Source organism: Butyricimonas muris (genome assembly GCF_046365375.1).
In the GTDB taxonomy this organism is placed as follows: domain Bacteria; phylum Bacteroidota; class Bacteroidia; order Bacteroidales; family Marinifilaceae; genus Butyricimonas; species Butyricimonas muris.
The window spans coordinates 108087-125031 of the sequence record NZ_JBKEIT010000013.1 but is presented as its reverse complement, the minus strand read 5'-3'; the positions used below and the strand labels follow the sequence as shown (position 1 = coordinate 125031).

Here is a 16945-nt window from a genome sequence, read left to right as displayed (position 1 = left end):
CATATCGAAAACCTACTGTACTCCTACCCAAGACCTAGGGTAATAAGTACATGGGGATGCTTTAGGTGTTGTCAATCTCCGGGGTTTCTATATGGGAGATAATAGGATGTCCATAGAATGAACGGGGAACGCACGGGGACAGGGTATGATTAGGGTATTATTTGGGTAGGATTGCAGTGGGTTTTCGGTAGGTGTAAAGTCTTTTAGTTGTTTTATTCGCGGTATTGAGAAATGAATGAATTTTATTAATTTTGCGGCGTTTTTTCGAATTTTGTATATGAGGAATGTTACACGAATAGACACTTTAATTATTTTAAAAATGAAAAAGAATTTATTGTTTGCATGTATGTTGATGTTGTGCATCTCCACGTTTCCACAATCTAATCAAGAAAAGAATTTACCCGGTTACAAAACATCTTTTGAAACCAATAATTTTTGGGATAATTGGTTTGTTTCTATGAATTTTGGCGCTCAGACTCTTTATGCCGAAGGTTCTACTGATGCTAAATTCGGGGATAGATTGACTTTTATGCCGGCATTGTCTGTCGGTAAATGGTTTGCACCTTGGTGGGGCGTGAGAGTACAAGGTTTGGGCGGTGCGTTACACGGGTTCCAGAATAATGGGAGAACCATGTTGCACAAGCATTACGGGGCTGTTCACGGGGATTTCATGTTCGGGTTGTTGAATTTCTTCGGTCGATACAACGAGAATCGTTGCTTTGACTTGGTTCCGTTTGCCGGAATCGGTGGTGCGTTCATTGGCAGTGACCAGTCCTTCACGATTAATGCCGGGGTACAGGCTCGTTTCCGCTTGTGCGAACGTTTTGATTTGAATCTGGAATACTCCGGGATGATTTTAGATGATGACCTTGTGGTTCGCGGAGGATTTCCCAATGATGGAATTATGGGGTTAAGTGTGGGTGTTACCTTTAGATTTAAAAATCGTTCTTTCAAGAAAGCCGTTAGCCACAAACAATACGCGGAGCTTCAGAGTTTGACAAAAGCGCAAGAGGCACAAATTCAGGAATTGTTGAGAAGAGCCCCGGATACCGTGGTGAAAATTGTAAAAGAAGAGGTGCCGACAACGAAGACGGATGTTGAATACAAGGCATTGCCGACAACGATTAATTTCGCCTTCAATAGCTACAAGATAGATGCAACCCAAGAGGTGGGTATCTATAATCTGGTACAATTCTTGAAAGAGAATCCTGACGTTCGTGTTCGTTTGACCGGTTACGCTGATAAACGCGGAACCCAGAAAGCGAATATGTACATTTCCGAAAAACGTGTAAACGCGGTTGCGGATATGTTTATCGATAAATACGGGATTAACAAGAAACGTGTCGTGAAAGACCATAAAGGTGTTAGCTCCCGTTATGACAAGGATGAATGGAATCGTTGCGTTCTGGTTGAGATAATTAAATAAGATACGATAGTGATTTTAAAGAAGCCCGGCGGATTTGTCCGCCGGGCTTCTTTAAAAGGGTACACGTGAAACATGATGATACTGACATATTGATGATGGCACATGGGTATAAAATCTAAAATTCTATTTTATAACTAATATTCGGTATTATATTCGCTTCTCTTTCAGCCTCCACCTGACGCATGATATAATTATACCTATGCCCGTAATAATCCTTGTATCCGGTAATATTCAGTACTTTGGCCGCAACCTCATGCGACACTTTTTTCTTGTTTATTTTATAACTTATTGTTAGATGTCCGAGCAATACTGGGGCTAATTGTTTAGAATAAGGTTTACTCTCGTCATGAATTGCGTCTTGTTGTTTTAAAGAAACGATTTCATTAATCGGGGAATACCTGTCACCACCTTGAAATGTTGCTCTGGCATTTATCCCCAGTATATTCTGATTATTTTCACCTAGCATCCATTCTTTCCCCGCGAGTAAATTGAGTACGAAATTACGATTATAACGGGTATTATACCATTCACCCCTTGTTGTTTTGTACCGGGAATTGAATATGGAAGCTGTTATCATGTAATAATCTCCGCGTGACATATATTTCTCGAATGTGATATCAATCCCGTAATTAAGCCCTTTCCCCGTGTTAATAAGTCTTTCCGACAGAAACCAATCATCATTGCCTTGTAAATTAATAAAAGAGTAGGTGCTATCGGGTAAAACCGGAACATCATATAGATATTGTATATAAGGTTCAATTTTTAAATGTTTATTTTCTCCAATATTCAAATCATAACCTAAAGACAAATGATGCGCTTTCGTGAAATCAAGGTCTTTATTTATTTTTTTCCCTTCTTTTTCCGTGAAATAATAATTCAGCATTTCCAAACGGCTGTGCACGCCATAGGCCAAAGAGTATGCTTGGTTAGGCATAAATTGACATTTCAGGCTCACTCGCGGTTCAATCGTGTAATTCCCGTTGAGGGTAAAATATTGTGCGTTTATCCCGACATTCACGTTCCATTGGTTGGTAAACCGGAACGTGGATGAGGAATAAGCGGTAAGCAAAGAGCTGAATCCCGACTCATCAGTTAAAGTTTGTAATTCTCCCCTTGTTTGTTGCGCGTCTTGCATGAACATGTCATATTTCAACCCGGTAATTCTGAAACCTGTTTTATTTGTATGATGTTCACTGTATCGTTTTTGGAACGCGGAGGAAAGCACGAAGTTCCAGTTGGTATTTTTTATAACGTTTTTCGGTACAAGTAACACGTGTTCATTCATTCGTTCCGTGTGCATATCCAACCCGCTAACGGTCAACGCTATTGTTGTTTTCAAGAAAGATGTCTTGTCAATATTTATCTTGTGATTGACTCCCAATGCCCCGGCGTATTGTTTCACGTCTTGATTTTCCATATCCTGCTCGTATTGCCATTTGCTTTTATCTTTCTCCGCTATGGTCCCCGAGTGGTCAATTAACCCTATTCCCCACGCGGAAAAAACTCCGGCCTTACGGGTTGGGAAAAATAATTTGAATGACAGGTCTTGATAGTCTGTGCCGTCCGCATCTTCCGGTTGCAATGGTGATAATAATGCCAGCGTGGAATAACGGTAATTAAAGAGATAGGAACCGTCGTATCCTTTCGTGAAAGGTCCTTCGGATGCAACCTCGATACCGAGAAAACTAATCTGCGCGGTATGTTCATGGCGTGTGTTGTTGCCATTTCTAAGATACATGTCAAAAACACCCGATAGGGCGTTGTTGTATTCGGCAGGAAAAGCCCCGGTAAAAAAATCGGAGTTCCCGAGAACCAGACTACTTAGAGCTGTCAATCCTCCACCGCCGAAACTCGTGACGTCTGCAAAATGGTTCGGGTTGGGTATCTCGACATCTTCCATGCGCCATTGTAGAAACTTGGGTGCGTTTCCCCGTATCGCGATGCCATTATTTCCCACGTTTGCTGTTACTCCCGCGAACGAGGATACCAGACGTGCCGGGTCATCCATCCCGCCCGCGTAACGGCTTGCTTCCTCCACGCTCAGCATACGCCCGCCCGCGATAGCCATGCTGTTAAGAGGTTGTGTTTTATTGATGCTCGGTTTGACTGTTATTTCGCCCAATTCCATTAAAGTTTCCTGCAAACGGATGTCAAGAATTATTTCTTTGGAAGAACTGACAAGAATCTCTTTCACGCTAACGGTTTCATACCCTAGACAACGTACTTCTATATTATGTCTTCCCACCGGTACGTTCGGCAAAGAAAACCGACCTGCCGTGTCCGTGATGGCGCCGATGGCGGGAGTAATATTAAGCAACATGACAGTCGCGTAAGGAACAGGAGTGCCACTATTTTTTTCGGTGACAGTTCCTTTGACGGTCTGGTATGATTGCCCGTGCGAGAAATTGAAAAATAGAGTATTCAGCAGAATAGCAATACAAATTTTCTTCATGGTTTCAATTGCATTAAATTGTTTTTAAGAATTTTGATGCAAAATTACCCGGCTCTCGCGGCGGTTACAATACTGATAAATCAGTAATCAAGTATCCAGTAAGCCTAATGTTTGAGCGTATTTAATCGCTTCTATGGAATTGTTCACGTTCAGTTTTTCAAGTATTCGTTGCCTGTGAGTGTTTACCGTGTGTATGCTGATGTTTAAATATTCAGCGATTTCCTTGCTTAGCTTTCCCCGTTCTATCCATTTCAATATCTCTATTTCCCGTTGTGACAAAATGGTGTCTTTATCGAAATATTTGTCTAGCGGGGAAAATATATCTCCCGTTTTGAAATTGACCAGTTGGGAGTTGACTTTTGAAAAAGGGGATTGATTGGGGGAAATATCAACAATGCTTAAAGACAACCAGATATTACCCCTTTTGTCTATTTCCAGAATTTGTATTTGTTCGGTAATTCTTTTGTACTTACCGTTAATCAAAGTTCTGTATTCCCGAATCAGTTTACTGTATTTCGTGTATTTATTGTGCATGAAAATATGCTTCATCGCGGCAATGCCGTTTTTCAGGACTTGTTCGTAATCATCGGGATGAATTTGCACGCTCGTGTATTCCCCGTTTGAATTTTTGAACAGTTCTTTGTGATACGATGACTCGTAAACATGGCATTTTTTATACATGTCGAAAATCGATACCGCGCTTCCTGAAAAAACAGTTGATTTTGATAAAACCGAAATATGTTTATCCAGTATGTCATAATCCAACTCTTCTTTATCGAAATGCTGGGATTTCAACAATTCGAGGTATTCTTTTTGAAGATTATCCATAGAATTGGCTATTATGTTTGTTTCAAGCGTAAAAATAGTAATTCTCGTGTAAAAACAACTTTTAGGCTTCACTTCAAAACACGCCTCTCGCCCGTGAGGTCAAATATTCAGGTATAATATTGAAGGCTACAACTGCATGTGTAAAATAGGATATTCTTTACCTTCTCCGTCTAAACTTGACCTTTTGTATACGCTAAAGCCTATATGTTTATAAAAACCGACAGCTTGAGTATTTTGCTCGTTCACATCGACTTTAGTTACTTGCAAATTATCTATGGCATAAGTAATCAATTTTTTCCCGATACCCGTGCCTCGATAATTATTGTCGATAAATAACATTTCAAGATTTCTTTCAGCGATTCCCATAAACCCAATTAAGATACCCTCTTGTTCAAACCCGAATAGAGTGACATGCTGAAAATATACCGGAAGGTGTTCTTTATAGTATAGAAAATCTTCCTCTTTGAGAAAATCATGTGTACTCAACACTGCACTTTCCCAAATTTCCATCAAACGCGGATAATCCGTAACTTTTATTTTTCTAATCATAATTGTAATTTCGATTTAAGGCTGTAAAGTTCGGAACTTGTATATTCAAAACACTGAACCCAAGTTAAGAAATACGTTTACGGATTCTGCTTAGTGCTTGCGGTGTGATACCCAAGTAAGAAGCTATATCTTTTAATGGTATATAGTTTAATGTAATGCCATATTCTTCAATCATCTGTAGATAATACTGTTCAGGAGAATATTTAATCAAGTCGATATTTCTTTTCAAGAGTTTATTCAACAATATAGCATTCAAATCTTCGAATACGGTTTTTACCTTAGGGATAGCAGTATATAGTTCATTTACTTGTTGTTTGTCTATTCGGTAAATAACGCTATCTACAATTGTTTGCACGTTAAATGCAGACCTTGTTTGTAATGTAAAAGATATGTTTGACATTGAAAACGTACCCTCTTTACAAAACCAGAAAACTTGTTCTTCCCCTTTATGATTTAAAAGCCAGCAACGTAATATTCCGTCAAAAACGAAATGACTATACCTTTCTATTTCTCCTTCCTTAATCAAGAATGTGCCTTTGCTAATTAATATTCGTTCAAAATATTGGTCGAATAATTTAGATTCCTCCAAATTAAAAGTATTGGTGCTAAAATTAAATTCTTTAAGTAGTTTTTCTAAAAGCATAAACTAAAAGTCACTGGATTATAAAAAGAAAACCTGTAAGTTGTTGATGCTTACAGGTTTTTGTCTTTCCTTTTCGCCTTTCGACTCCACGGGAGTGGGCGCTGAGGGATTCGAACCCCCGACCCTCTGGGTGTAAACCAGATGCTCTGAACCAGCTGAGCTAAGCGCCCGTGTTGCTTGATTGCGGGTGCAAATGTAATGCAATTTTTGAATACTGCAAAAGTTTAGTCGATTTTTTTTCAAAAAAGAAGAAGGTTTTATTTAAATGTGGAATTTAATGATAGAGAAAAGTCATTTTAAAATTATTTTTCATGTAAATAGAGATTTTATTGTATTCTATGTTATTGAATGGCAGTTGTTATAATTTTATTAGATGTAATTATAAAAACAATCGATTTGATTTATATTATTATATTTCTTCTATTTGTAATAGAAAAATAAAAGAGAAATATAATAATAAAATCAATAGATATGAAAACAAAGAATTTAATCGGATTAGACGTTGAGAAATCAAAACAATTAGTTGAGCATTTGAATGATTTATTGGCAAACTATCAGTTGTATTATCAGAACGTGAGAGGTTTCCACTGGAACGTGAAGGGACGCGGGTTCTTCCAGTTGCATGCCAAATTTGAAGAGTATTACAATGACGCTATCGAGAAAATAGACGAGATTGCTGAGCGCGTGCTTACGTTGGAAGGGACCCCGTTACACGCTTACTCGGCTTACATGAAAGTAGCCGAGATCAAAGAAGTAACGGGTGTTTCCAACGGGTTGGAATGCGTGAAGCATATCATGGACAGCCTCGTGATTTTAATCCGGAAGGAAAGAGAGATTCTGGCACTTGCAGCTGAGGCGGGAGATGACGGTACTCAGGATATGATCAATCCTTATATCTCCGAACAGGAAAAGACTTTGTGGATGCTACGGGCATTTTTAAGTGAATAAGTTTAAGTTTTGAATTTGTAACCACAGAAGGCTATCGGAATCATCCGGTAGCCTTTCTCTTTATCAGCTATAGAAACCTTTTTCGGCAACTTCTCCCTTGGGGTGACGTTTTAATTACTATATTTGCGTTATATAACAATCTAATTCATCAACACCATGTGGGAATATATTATTGCCGGAATAGTGACTTTAGGTAATCTGGCTTTCTTTCTTTACTATAAAAGAAGGATGTCCGAAGCGCGTGACGGTATGGCAGAAACGATGCCGGAGAGGATCATCAGCTCTGTGCCGGATATGATTTTCATGGTGGATAACAAACTGGATATACAAAAGATATATAATGCCGACGCCTCGAAATTGTCGTTACCGGTTGAGGCGTTGATCGGGAGAAACTTGAAGAATTGTGTTGACCCGGAGTGCGTGGAGGACGTGACCGCTAATATACAAGAGGCTTTATTGACGGGCGAGGTGCGCGAGTCCGAGTATTCGGTAACGATGAACGGGAAAAAGATACTTTACGAGGGACGTTTCAAGCGGGTGGAGGATAATCTCGTCGCTTGTTTCGAGCGGGATATCACGGAACGTAAGAAGACGGAGGCTGAAATCAAGCAGAACGAGCGGCTGTTGAACGCTGTTTTGGATAATATGCCGATGCCATTGATTATTAAAGATATCGAGGACGATCTGAAATATATTTTTTGGAATAAACAATGCGAGCTACTGGGAGGATATACCCGGGAAGAAGTTCTCGGGAAAAATGATATTGAAATTTACGGTGAAGAACGGGGGCGTCAGTACAGGGAAATAGATTTCGAGATTATAAAGAATGGCGGTTCGTACCGGGAACAAGAGGAGTACGTGACCCCCGATGGCGTGAAACACGTTTCGATCGTGAACAAAAACATGGTGGCAAACGACGTTCATCATTGGTTGTTAGCGACCCGTTGGGATATTTCCGATTTGATCGGGGTGCAGGAGCAATTGCAAAAGGCGAATCAAAATTTGAGGCAAATACAAGAGATCAATCAGTTGATACTGGATCACTCGAATAGCGGATTGGTATACGTGAACACGGATTATATCGTGGAATGGGAAAATTTGGCCAAGTATTCCACGCATCCTTTAGCCGGAAAATACAAACAAGGGGTATGTTGCTACCGGAACGTTATGGGCAGAGAGGAACCTTGTCCCGGCTGTGTGATGCAGCGGGCTTTGATTTCCGGTAAAGTGGAAACGAAGGAATTGGAACTGGAAGGCGATGTGTTTGTTGAAGTTGTGGCGACTCCCGTGTCCGTGGAAGATGGCAGGCAACCGCGGGGTGTCGTGTTGAAATACGAGGATGTAACCGAAAGGCGCAGAGTGGCGAAAGAGTGGATACGGGCGAAAGAGGCCGCGGAGAATTCCGATAAATTGAAATCGATGTTCCTGTCAAACATGAGCCATGAGATTCGTACGCCGTTAAACGCTATCGTGGGATTCAGCGAATTATTGACACAGACGGAAGACCGGACGGAGAGAGAAGAGTATATAGATATTATTCAACGGAATAACGAGTTGTTGTTACAATTGATCAGTGATATACTGGATTTGTCCAAAATTGAGGCTGGGACGTTGGAATTTGTTTACACGATGGTGGATATGAATGAATTGCTACGAAGTCTCGAGTTAAGTAGTTGCCAGAAAATAGTCGATAATCCGGATATAGAGGTGGCTTTTATCTCCCGTCATGACGAGTGCATAGTGTACACGGAGAAGAACAGGGTATTGCAGGTATTATCCAATTTTATGAGCAACGCCTTGAAATTCACGAATAAGGGACACGTGCATTTCGGTTACGAGCGACGGGGGGATGAGTTACGTTTCTTTGTTTCCGATACCGGTAGGGGCATCCCGACAAATAAGCAAACCGATATTTTCAAACGATTTATCAAATTGGATAGTTTCTCGAACGGAACCGGATTAGGATTAGCGATATGCCAGACGATCGTGAATAAGCTGGGAGGTACTATCGGCGTGGAATCCGAGGAAGGGAGAGGAAGTACTTTCTGGTTCTCTTTGCCCTTGAAACCGGGGGATAGACTTCTATAATAGATAGTATAGGTTAGGGTGTAATCCTACTCGTTACTCGTGTGATTTCCGCGGGAATAGGGGATCACTTCCGGTTCAATAGTGCATATAAAGTTTTAATTTAGCTTTTACTTCCCTGTACGAACGCTATTGTATATAGCGTTCGTATAGGGTTCCTATAGCGTTCATGACGGAAGTGATGCGGAATTACACCGGAATTATACCACGAATCCTGTGGGAATCGTGCATGTATTCCCTTTGTTCAGTACAGGTACAAATTACGATTGTTTCTCGATATCGGCTCGTGATTTACTTTGTGTCACGAGGTAGACGCCGAGGAACACGAGGAGGGCGGCGACGGGTTTGTCCCACGTGAAGCTATCCTGTCCGATGAGGATAGCAACGATCGAGGCGATGATCGGTTGGGCGTTGTTGTACATGCTGACAGTGGTCGGGCGGATACGTTTCAAGGCGATGGGTACGAGCAGGTAAGCGACTCCGGTTGCCATGATGACGATGTACGCGAGGCGTAGCAGGGCGTTCAGGTCAAGCACTGGTGTCATGAATATTTTGGATTCGCCGAGTTTGTCGAGGCCAAGGGGGAGAGCAACGAGCGCGGCAAAGAGAAACATCCATTTCATTAAAGTGACCGGGGAGTAACGCCGCGATATGGTGCGGGTGATGATCAGGTACGTGGCATAAGTCACTATATTCACGATGCAGAGAAGAGTGCCGAGCGTGTGATTGCTCCCGCCACCCGCGGGAGTGGATTGAAGTATTAATAACAATGCCCCGCAAGCCCCGATAAATACTCCGGTTGCTTTTTTGCCGGTGATAGGTTCTTTCAGGAACACGGCTGCCATGAGCATAACGATGACGGGAGTCATGGCGGCGATAAGGGAGATGTTGACGGGCGAGGAGTATTGCAAGGCGACGGCAAAGGACAATTGTGCCCCGATAAGCCCGAAGAGGGCGGCGAAGAAGAGTATTGTCAAATCTTTAAAACTTACTTTTTCTCGTGGCAAAAACAAGGAAATACTCCAGAAAATCAAGGTGGCACATGACATCCTGACCAGCGTGAGGGCAAACGGGTGAATCCATTCCGGGACTAATGTTTTGGCGATAGGGGTGTTCAATCCGAAGATGACGTTTGTCATTAGAATAGCGATGTGTCCTTGCCATTTTTCTCTGGTCATGTGAACTTGAATTAAATGTTCGTTACAAAAGTAGGACTAAAATCAGAGATTTGTTCCGGGATTTTATTAATTTTGAAAATCAATTTCGGATGTGGATTTTTGAGAGTGTCGAGTTTAATTGATGCAAGCGAATGGAAGAGAATTTGAAATATCGGGACATGGCGATTTTGACGAGAGATTTGAAAGCGGGAGAAGAGGCTGCTTTCGATTTTCTCTTCCGTACTCGTTACAAGAATTTGTGTCGGTTTGCCGCTACGTTTGTCGTGCATTTCGATGTGGCGGAGGATATCGTGCAGGAGATTTTCGAGAAGATATGGCAGAAGAGTGCCCGAATCGCAGAAGGTGAATCCATTGATAGTTATTTGTTTGTTGCCACGCGTAACGCTTGCTTCACGTTCTTGAAAGATAGGCGGGAACGTGTTGATTTGGAGGGGTTGAAACAGGAGTTGGAGGCTCCCGAAGAGGTTGTCGAGTTCGAAAGTGCGGAGTTGAATCGTTTGTGGGGGGAGATCGAGAAATTGCCTTTGCAGTGTAAGACCGTTTTTAAATTGGTGGTGTTGGAAGATATGAAGTACAGGGAGGTGGCTGAGGCTTTGGATATTTCGGTGAACACGGTGAAGACTCAGGTTAAGATTGCCTATAAGACTTTGAGGGAAAGTTTACAACGGGGACAGTTTACTCTTTTCTTGTTGCTTTACGGGAGGAGGTAATTATATTCGGATATTTTTTTCAAAAAAAATCATTTTTTTCTTCACCCTGTTTTCGTGTTTTGCAGTACTCTATGTAAAAACCATAGAGAATGAAAATTGAAGACAGGGTATATGAATTGATTTCCGGTAAACTCGATGACGTGTTGTCAGAAGAGGAAGAGAGGGAATTGTCGGGTTGGTTGGAAGCTGACGGGGAGCATCGGGTGATTTTCGATGAGATGCGGAGATTGCACGAGCAAGCGAAATTGTTGCGGCGGGAGTTTAACCCGGACGTGGAGGGTACGCTAAGGAGATTGAAAGTACGCGGGGGAAAACGGATCGGGTTGCACGCGTGGTGGAAGTACGCGGCGATGTTTGTTTTGCCGTTGGGTATTGCTTTTGCTTTGTGGCAGGGGTTGAAAGAAGAAAAGATTGTTTTGCATCGGCAATTCGGCGAGGTGGCTCGCCCGGGGGCGGAGCGTGCCGTGTTGAAGCTTTTTGACGGGAAAACCGTGGTGTTGGATAGTACGTCCGGGAATATGTTGATCGCACGAGGCGAGAATGTTCGTGTGGAAGTGGATTCGAATCGCTTGTTACGTTATTCCCGGGAGGATACTGTTGTGACTTCGCGGGAAGAGAGGAAGAACGAGTTGATTGTTCCGAGAGGGGGGGAGTATCAGATCGTGTTGGCTGACGGGACGCGGGTATGGTTGAATTCCGCTACCAAGTTGATATTCCCTCAAAATTTCACGGGAAAGGAGAGAAGGGTGATGCTATCGGGTGAAGCATTTTTCGATGTGGCACGGGACGAGAGTAAACCTTTTATCGTGGAGACTTCCCGAATGGACGTGAAGGTGCTGGGAACCCGGTTTAACGTGAATGCTTACACGGATAACGAGGTGGTTTCGACTACGTTGGTGGATGGTAGCGTGGAAGTGGCTTCCGGTACACAGAAACCCATTACGCTGGTTCCGGGAGAGCAGGCGTACGGGGAAGCGGGTGAGCTAGAGAAACGGGAGGTGAATATACGGTTGTACACGTCATGGATAGATGGCAGGTTCATGTTTAATAACGTGGAGTTGGAGGAGATTGCGAAACAGATTTCTCGTTGGTATGATGTGGAGATATTTTTCACGAACGAGAACGTGAAACGGACTCGTTTCACGGGTGGCATGGTGAAATTCAAGCCGTTGGATGATTTGATACGGATGATAGAGAGCACGAGTCCGGTACGTTTCAGCGTGAAGGGAAAAACGATTGTTATTTCGGAAGGATGAATAAATACCGGGAATGTATAGCGACATTCCCGGCACTTGATAAATAAGCGTCTTGTCCGACGTTTGGCGATGGAGGACAAGACAAATTATAAACCTTAAAAACAAATGTATGAAAAAAAATTGTGATTTGGGGATTAATCCCCCCAGATGGCTAAAAAAATTTTTATTGGTCATGCGAATAACAGGTATTTTATGTTTGGTGTGCGTGATGCATTTGTCGGCGGCGGTGTATTCGCAAACGGCACGCATCAACTTGAAAATGAGGGATGCCACGATCGAGCAGGTACTGAACAAAATCGCAGAGTCGACGAAGATGGATTTCTTTTACAGCAATTCCAAGATTGACGTGGCGAAACGAGTGAATGTCAATTTTTTTGATGCGACACTGGAAGAAGCTTTGCGGACAATTTTCAAGGGAAGCGACGTGAAGTTCGAGATTTCGGACAACTTCGTGGTGATTCATTACGTGCGGGCACTGGTGGCTACCGATACGCTGAAGAAAATCACGGTGACGGGTACGGTGAAGGATTCGGACGGAATGACGTTACCGGGGGTGACGATTCAGGTGAAAGGTACGATGCTTGGGTTTACTACAAATTTGGAGGGTAAGTTTAATTTTGATTTGCCGAAACGGGATTCTTTAGTTTTGATTTTCTCGTATGTCGGCTTTCAGAAGCAGGAAGTACGTGTGCGAGATAATAATAAGCCCATGAATATTACGCTGAAAAATGATTTGGCGGAGATTGACGAGGTGGTGGTGACCGGTATCTTTAATAAGCCGAAAGAGAGTTTCACGGGAGCGGTGACGCATATCACGAAGGAGGATATTATGAATTACGGGAACCGGAATTTGTTGCAGACGTTGAATAATATCGATCCGGCTTTCGTGATTCGGGAGAATAACACGTACGGGTCAAACCCGAATATCTTGCCGGAGATTCAGATCCGGGGTATTTCCGGTTTGCCGGATATCACGAATTTGCAGTCGTATGCCCGGGCAGAGTTGAACCAACCGTTGTTCGTGCTGGATGGTTTCGAGGTGACTTTGGAGCGGGTGATGGACTTGAACCCGTCGGACGTGGAGTCGGTAACGATATTGAAAGACGCTAGTTCTACGGCACTTTACGGTTCGCGGGGGGCGAACGGGGTGGTAGTGATCACTTCGACGAAACCACGTCAAGGGAAGTTGCGGGTTTCTGTTTCTGCCGGCTTGAACGTGGAGATTCCCGATTTGTCAAGTTATAATTTGTTGAACGCGGAAGAGAAGTTGGATCTGGAGGTACGCGCGGGATTGTATAATAGCGCGGCACGTATGGAATTGTACAGGCAGAACGTGCGGGCAATTGCCGAGGGTGTGGATACTTATTGGATTGGTAAACCGGTGCGTACGGGTATCGGACAGAATTATAATCTGGATTTCGGGGGTGGTGACGAGCAATTCCGTTACACGATGAATTTGTCTTACAATAGTGTGGCAGGAGCCATGAAAGGATCTTGCAGGAATAATTTCAACGGGACGTTGAGCATCAGTTATTTGCTTAAACAATTCCGTTTTATGAATACTTTTTCCTTGGGGTTGAATAATTCCGAGGAGAGTCCGTACGGGACTTTTTCTGATTACGTGACGTTGAATCCTTATTGGTATCCTTACGATGAGGAAGGGCGGCTCGTGCAATTTTTTAGTACTTTTGGTTCGGAAACGAATGTTGTCCCTCAAGCAAATCCTTTGTGGGAGGCTTCCATTAATAAATTTGATAAGACTAAATATACTAATATCCGAAATACTTTCCGTGTCGAGTGGGATGTGGTGAAGGGAGTGAAATTATCCACGAATTTCGGGTATACCAGTCAAACTGACCGTGATGACCGTTTCGTCCCGAAATCCAGTAATGATTTTATTAATACGACCGATCCTGACGCGGCGGGAAGTTACACGTGGGGATATCGCGAGATGCATTCATGGCAATTGGGATTTACGGGCAGTTACGGGAATACGTTCGGGCGGCATAGTGTATTTTTGGGTTTAGACGGGAGTTTGTTCGATACGAAAAATTTAGGTTATTCTTTGTGGGTACGGGGATTTGCCAACGATAAACTGACAGATATTTCCAACGCGGCGGGATTTGCCACGGAACGTCCGTCTGCCACGGATACTCAGAGTCGTCGGGTTGGTTTCACGATGACGGGTAATTATAATTTTGACAGTCGTTATTTTGTCGATTTCTCTTATCGTTTGGACGGATCTTCTTCTTTCGGTTCACAAAATCGTTTCGCGCCGTTCTGGTCATTGGGTTTTGGCTACACGGTCAGTCAGGAGAATTTTATTCAGGAGAATCTTCCTTGGATGAATTTGTTGCGTTTGCGTTACTCTTACGGGGTGACCAGTGCTTTGCCCAGTGATCCTTACAAGGCTTTGACGACATACGAGTATGACCGGGATCAACGATATAATGGCGATATGGGTGCCACGCTGAAAGGGATCGGAAACGCGAATTTACGTTGGCAGGATACCTACCAGCATAATATCGGCGTGGACTTGACTTTGTTCAACGAGATTTTGTCTATTCAGGGAAACTATTATCGCAAAGAAACAAAAAATTATATTTCAGACGTGGGATTGACCTATTCACATGGATTCCAGAATTATGCGGAAAATGTCGGGACTCTTCGGAATGTCGGGGGAGAATTAAATCTTTCCGTGAATTTGTTGCGTAACCAGAATATCATGTGGTCGGTGCGGGGAGCCATGTCGTGGAACGAGAACAAGATCGTGTCGCTTTCCGATGAGATGAAACGGCAGATCGAGGAGCAGGTAAATCACCAGAGTGCGGCTGATACTTATTTACAATACCGGGAAGGAGAGTCGATGGATGCCATATACGTGCATATTTCACCGGGAGTGGATGCTGCCACGGGGGAAGTACTTTACGTGGACCGTTACGGGCGGGTTTCTTCGACTTTGGATATACGTGCCAAGTATAAGGTGGGTAATGAGACGCCGAAGGTGAACGCTCGTTTCAGTACGATGTTCCGTTATAAATCCTTCTCGGTGAATACCGGTTTCGAGTTACGGTTGGGCGGACAGAAGCTTAATTCGACGTTGTTGAATAAAGTGGAGAATGCTTGTGCGCGGGTGAATGTCGATAAGCGTGTGTTGTCCGAGCGTTGGGAGAAGCCGGGTGACGTGACACGTTATAAAGGACTGGCAAATACCCGGAATACTCCGGCTATTGACCGGTTTGTGATGGATGAATCGACTTTTATCTGGAGAAATATTAATATACAATACGATTTTCCCCGGCGGATTTGTAAATACATGGGAATGGAGCGGTTAAGTTTGTCTGCCAGTATGATGGATTTGTGGTATCTTTCCACGATTGAGCAGGAGCGAGGGACAGCCTATCCGTTTTCCGTGAAACCATCGTTTTCAATATCATGTACATTCTAACTAATTTGAACGCGTTATGAAAAAAATGAGAAATTTATTAATACTGTCCTGTGTGTTATTCGGGTTGTCGGGTTGTTCGGATTGGTTGACGATTCAGCCGGAAACACAGATAACGGAGGAGGATATGTTCAAGACACAAGGGGGATTTTATGATGCCCTTATCGGATGTTATACTTTGATGCGGAATAATTATTCCCCGGACGGACCTATGGTACTGGGAGCCACGGAATATATGGCTAATTTATGGTACACGAACGCAGAGAGCGGTACGGCTTACGAGTACGTGGTGCATGACTACCGTGCTGATTTGGTGGAGAATACATTGTCGAGGCTGTTTCTGAATCAATACGAGATTATAGCTAATTTGAATAATTTGTTGAGGCATATAGACGGGCAAGATAACGTGTTGTCGAGCGGAGAGCGGGATTTATACCGGGGAGAGGCTTTGGGAATGCGGGCTTTTATTCACTTTGATCTGATCCGCCTGTGGGGACCGATGCCGGGGCAGGTGAACGAGAATTATTTGTATTTGCCTTACGTGTTGAACGTGCAACTGGAGAACTATTCGTATTCGAATTACCGGAATTATATGGCTCAACTTCGCACGGATTTGGATTCCGCCGAGTTATTATTGCAACGAGTGGATCCCGCGGTTGCCGGGAACGCGTATCAGTCTACTTACGGTGCTAATCGTAAAAATCGGATGAATTATTATGCCGTGTTGGGTTTGCAGGCCCGGGTGCATTTGTGGTTGGGTGAACGGGAGGAAGCTTTGCGTTATGCCCGGTTGGTTCGGGATGCTGTCAACGAGAGTGGCGTGGGCGTGTTTGTTTTAGGTACGCAAGAGGATTTTAACCGGTATGACCGCGTGTTGTATTCTTCGGAACAGTTATTCGGGTTGAGTCTTGAAGAATTTGCCGATAATATGATCGCGGACGGAAATAGTCCGGCTTTTTCACAGACTTCGGCTAGAATAGCAGCTTTGTATTCCTCGTCGGATATTCGTTCTCAATTGTGGTACGCCGCGAGGGGGGATTATCGCTCGCCGAATAAATACGGTAATATGGCTTCTTACGACACGGAAAATCCTGCCCCGTATTCGAGTGTACCGTTGCTTCGTCTGGCTGAAATGTATCTGATTATTGCCGAGTGTGCCGACTTGACGGAAGCGAACACGATGTACACGGATTTTTTGGCGTCCAGAGGGGTGGAAACAACCGAGTTGACGGAGGCTAACCGGGGAGAGGTTATTCAATTGGAATATTTGAAAGAGTTCTTGGCCGAGGGACAGATGTTTTTCGTGTATAAACGTTTGGGGGCTGTGACTATGCGTTGGTCAAACCGGGAGAACGGGGTAGATGATTACGTTTTGCCTTTGCCTTTGCGTGAGTTAAGTACGACCGAAAATTAATAAAGAAAGGA

12 protein-coding genes and 1 tRNA gene are annotated in these 16945 nt (G+C 43.4%); 7 read left to right on the top strand and 6 right to left on the bottom strand.

All coding sequences use genetic code 11. The features are described 5' to 3' along the window. Positions 1-319 precede the first annotated feature (319 nt). Positions 320-1426 carry an OmpA family protein gene (locus ACK8P8_RS19350; RefSeq protein WP_369860223.1) on the top strand — a complete coding sequence of 369 codons (1107 nt, stop codon included), beginning with the start codon at positions 320-322 and terminating at the stop codon, positions 1424-1426. A gap of 115 nt (positions 1427-1541) precedes the next feature. On the opposite strand, the gene ACK8P8_RS19345 is transcribed toward ACK8P8_RS19350, so the two are convergent. From ACK8P8_RS19345 to ACK8P8_RS19325, 5 genes are all read right to left on the bottom strand, one after another. After that, complete coding sequence (locus ACK8P8_RS19345) at positions 1542-3878, bottom strand: TonB-dependent receptor (RefSeq protein ID WP_369860222.1); 2337 nt, start codon at positions 3876-3878, stop codon at positions 1542-1544. A gap of 87 nt (positions 3879-3965) precedes the next feature. Beyond that, positions 3966-4706 (bottom strand): response regulator transcription factor, encoded by a 741-nt coding sequence (locus ACK8P8_RS19340; protein WP_369860221.1) that lies wholly within the window; start codon positions 4704-4706, stop codon positions 3966-3968. A gap of 126 nt (positions 4707-4832) precedes the next feature. Next, positions 4833-5255 carry a GNAT family N-acetyltransferase gene (locus tag ACK8P8_RS19335; RefSeq protein WP_369860220.1) on the bottom strand — a complete coding sequence of 141 codons (423 nt, stop codon included), beginning with the start codon at positions 5253-5255 and terminating at the stop codon, positions 4833-4835. A gap of 64 nt (positions 5256-5319) precedes the next feature. Then, positions 5320-5898, bottom strand: coding sequence for a Crp/Fnr family transcriptional regulator (locus tag ACK8P8_RS19330; RefSeq protein WP_227217095.1), 579 nt, complete (start codon positions 5896-5898; stop codon positions 5320-5322). Between the two features lie 95 nt (positions 5899-5993). Continuing rightward, a tRNA-Val gene (locus ACK8P8_RS19325) sits at positions 5994-6068 on the bottom strand. A 301-nt stretch (positions 6069-6369) separates the two neighbouring features. On the opposite strand from ACK8P8_RS19325, the gene ACK8P8_RS19320 reads away from it, so the two are divergent. Next, the gene (locus ACK8P8_RS19320; RefSeq protein WP_099291745.1) at positions 6370-6846 is read left to right on the top strand and encodes a Dps family protein; all 477 of its coding nucleotides are present in this window, start codon (positions 6370-6372) and stop codon (positions 6844-6846) included. Between the two features lie 156 nt (positions 6847-7002). Then, positions 7003-8934, top strand: a complete 1932-nt coding sequence (locus ACK8P8_RS19315; protein WP_369860219.1) for an ATP-binding protein — start codon at positions 7003-7005, stop codon at positions 8932-8934. 257 nt (positions 8935-9191) lie between these two features. On the opposite strand, the gene ACK8P8_RS19310 is transcribed toward ACK8P8_RS19315, so the two are convergent. Continuing rightward, complete coding sequence (locus ACK8P8_RS19310; protein ID WP_292270182.1) at positions 9192-10109, bottom strand: DMT family transporter; 918 nt, start codon at positions 10107-10109, stop codon at positions 9192-9194. Between the two features lie 131 nt (positions 10110-10240). Here ACK8P8_RS19310 and ACK8P8_RS19305 point away from each other — a divergent pair, with 131 nt between their 5' ends. From ACK8P8_RS19305 to ACK8P8_RS19290, 4 genes are all read left to right on the top strand, one after another. Beyond that, the gene (locus tag ACK8P8_RS19305) at positions 10241-10819 is read left to right on the top strand and encodes an RNA polymerase sigma-70 factor (protein WP_099291748.1); all 579 of its coding nucleotides are present in this window, start codon (positions 10241-10243) and stop codon (positions 10817-10819) included. A gap of 89 nt (positions 10820-10908) precedes the next feature. Continuing rightward, on the top strand, positions 10909-12075 hold the full coding sequence (locus tag ACK8P8_RS19300; RefSeq protein ID WP_369860218.1) for a FecR family protein: 1167 nt from the start codon (positions 10909-10911) through the stop codon (positions 12073-12075). Between the two features lie 109 nt (positions 12076-12184). Continuing rightward, positions 12185-15523, top strand: a complete 3339-nt coding sequence (locus ACK8P8_RS19295) for a SusC/RagA family TonB-linked outer membrane protein (RefSeq protein ID WP_410026154.1) — start codon at positions 12185-12187, stop codon at positions 15521-15523. Between the two features lie 16 nt (positions 15524-15539). Continuing rightward, positions 15540-16934, top strand: coding sequence for a RagB/SusD family nutrient uptake outer membrane protein (locus ACK8P8_RS19290; protein ID WP_369860216.1), 1395 nt, complete (start codon positions 15540-15542; stop codon positions 16932-16934). Positions 16935-16945 lie beyond the last annotated feature (11 nt).

Excerpts from the sequence above, each read along its gene's own strand:
- ACK8P8_RS19350 (WP_369860223.1), top strand. The coding sequence starts at position 320 with ATGAAAAAGAATTTATTGTTTGCATGTATGTTGATGTTGTGCATCTCC.
- ACK8P8_RS19345 (WP_369860222.1), bottom strand. The coding sequence starts at position 3,878 with ATGAAGAAAATTTGTATTGCTATTCTGCTGAATACTCTATTTTTCAAT.
- ACK8P8_RS19340 (WP_369860221.1), bottom strand. The coding sequence starts at position 4,706 with ATGGATAATCTTCAAAAAGAATACCTCGAATTGTTGAAATCCCAGCAT.
- ACK8P8_RS19335 (WP_369860220.1), bottom strand. The coding sequence starts at position 5,255 with ATGATTAGAAAAATAAAAGTTACGGATTATCCGCGTTTGATGGAAATT.
- ACK8P8_RS19330 (WP_227217095.1), bottom strand. The coding sequence starts at position 5,898 with ATGCTTTTAGAAAAACTACTTAAAGAATTTAATTTTAGCACCAATACT.
- ACK8P8_RS19320 (WP_099291745.1), top strand. The coding sequence starts at position 6,370 with ATGAAAACAAAGAATTTAATCGGATTAGACGTTGAGAAATCAAAACAA.
- ACK8P8_RS19315 (WP_369860219.1), top strand. The coding sequence starts at position 7,003 with ATGTGGGAATATATTATTGCCGGAATAGTGACTTTAGGTAATCTGGCT.
- ACK8P8_RS19310 (WP_292270182.1), bottom strand. The coding sequence starts at position 10,109 with ATGACCAGAGAAAAATGGCAAGGACACATCGCTATTCTAATGACAAAC.
- ACK8P8_RS19305 (WP_099291748.1), top strand. The coding sequence starts at position 10,241 with ATGGAAGAGAATTTGAAATATCGGGACATGGCGATTTTGACGAGAGAT.
- ACK8P8_RS19300 (WP_369860218.1), top strand. The coding sequence starts at position 10,909 with ATGAAAATTGAAGACAGGGTATATGAATTGATTTCCGGTAAACTCGAT.
- ACK8P8_RS19295 (WP_410026154.1), top strand. The coding sequence starts at position 12,185 with ATGAAAAAAAATTGTGATTTGGGGATTAATCCCCCCAGATGGCTAAAA.
- ACK8P8_RS19290 (WP_369860216.1), top strand. The coding sequence starts at position 15,540 with ATGAAAAAAATGAGAAATTTATTAATACTGTCCTGTGTGTTATTCGGG.